1 protein-coding gene is annotated in these 1,483 nt (G+C 54.0%); it reads right to left on the bottom strand.

Annotated elements, in window-relative coordinates; all coding sequences use genetic code 11:
* Positions 1–321: 321 nt before the first annotated feature.
* Positions 322–1,281, bottom strand: coding sequence for a replication protein RepA (locus HMPREF3088_RS09090; RefSeq protein WP_070759617.1), 960 nt, complete (start codon positions 1,279–1,281; stop codon positions 322–324).
* Between the last annotated feature and the right edge of the window lie 202 nt (positions 1,282–1,483).

Genomic DNA, 1,483 nt, shown 5'->3' with positions numbered 1-1,483 from the left:
TTTCTTGGCTCCCGCCCCAAGTTGCAACAGCACCCAACCAAATCTATTGATTTGGGCGGCAGCCCAACGAGCCGCAAGGCGAGGCGGGAGCAAGAACCGCAACCAGTAGTGAACGGTTGTGTTGGCTGATCGGCTGGGGATATAGATCTACAGGGATATAGTTATAAGCCACCTGGGAAAATAGGTAAACCCGCAGGTGAAACCCTGTGGATAACTACCTCTGTAACGGTAAATATGCGCAGCAGTAACGGTAAATATGCGCAAACTGTTTTTGGGGCAAAAAGAAAGCACCCCGCAGGGCGCTTCTTCTCCGCAATTGGGTTAGTCAATCTCTGGGCGTGGCGGTTTCTGCTGAACTGATGGGGCAGTCCTTGTGACCGTTACTCCGTCTGTGCTGGCTTCGATTCCTGCCTGTGGCCACGTCTGGAGAATGTCGGCTATTGATTTCTTTATCTCAGTTCTAAAGTGGGCCAAATCGTTTGATGTCTTCAACTCTCTGGTGGCGAAGTTGGCGGCGATCATGTCCCAGCTGAAGGTGTAGGCGTCGCGGTTGTTTTTCGCTAGCCAGTACTGCTTTACCGTGAGCCAGATATAAAGGTCCATGGCTCGGGGTTTGTTGAGCTCGCGCAGTACGTTGAGATCGATGGGAATGGGTGCTTCGGCAATGTGCTTGAAGAACTGGGGAGTGAGGACAAGTTCTGACTCCATGAAGCTTCCCTGGTTGGGATCGCGTGAGTCGAACCAGAGATTCCAGTCTTCGAGGATTTGGGTGTTGCGTCCCCGCGCGTGAACACCGTCGTCGCTTTGGACAGTGATGAAAGAGCCGGCGATGCGTAGGAGTTGCTCGCGGATATTTTTCAGGTTTCCGGTTGCTCCTCCGGTGCCGCGTCCGGTGATGCCGATTGCTTGGAGGAAGTGGCTCATGGAGTGGCCTAGCGGGATGCGTAGGGCTTCTTCGTGGGTGATATTTCCTTCTTTGAGGCGTCCAGCATTAGCTACGGCGCGGGTGATGATGTAGGCCATGATGAGCCTGGGGTACTTGCCGTAGGGGACTCCTCGTTGGGAGAGGATGGTGATTGTTCCCTGTGGAGTTTCGACGGTGCGGTTGTTTCCCTCGGTTTTGCGGTAGGGGAAGAGTGCTTGGACAAAAAGTTTGGAGGTGTAGCCGACGTCTTGGGCTTGGAGGAGGTCTTGTGCGGCGTCGTGTTCTTGCCTGCGGGCTAGTTCTTTGACTGCTTCGAGCTTGGCGCGGCGCTCATTGGGGTTGTGTGGGGGCTGCATGGTGCCTTGTTCTCCTTTCGGATTATCGGCACCGACCGTGTTGTGCTTTGCTCACTGTCCGTGTGGAAGTGGTAAAGTCTGAATCGACACGGTCGGTGTCGATTTTGTGTTGAACCCCCGCTAGAGCGCCAACTCTATGATGCGGGGGTTTCCTCATGTTTTGAGGAATCTTAAGTTCTAGTGGTCGTTGCAACACTGATCT

Source organism: Corynebacterium sp. HMSC22B11 (assembly GCF_001815965.1).
Lineage (GTDB): Bacteria > Actinomycetota > Actinomycetes > Mycobacteriales > Mycobacteriaceae > Corynebacterium.
This window is presented reverse-complemented; position numbering and strand designations above follow the sequence as displayed.

Bases quoted from the DNA above. Each gene is read 5' to 3' on its own strand.
- HMPREF3088_RS09090 (WP_070759617.1), bottom strand. From the start codon at position 1,281: ATGCAGCCCCCACACAACCCCAATGAGCGCCGCGCCAAGCTCGAAGCA.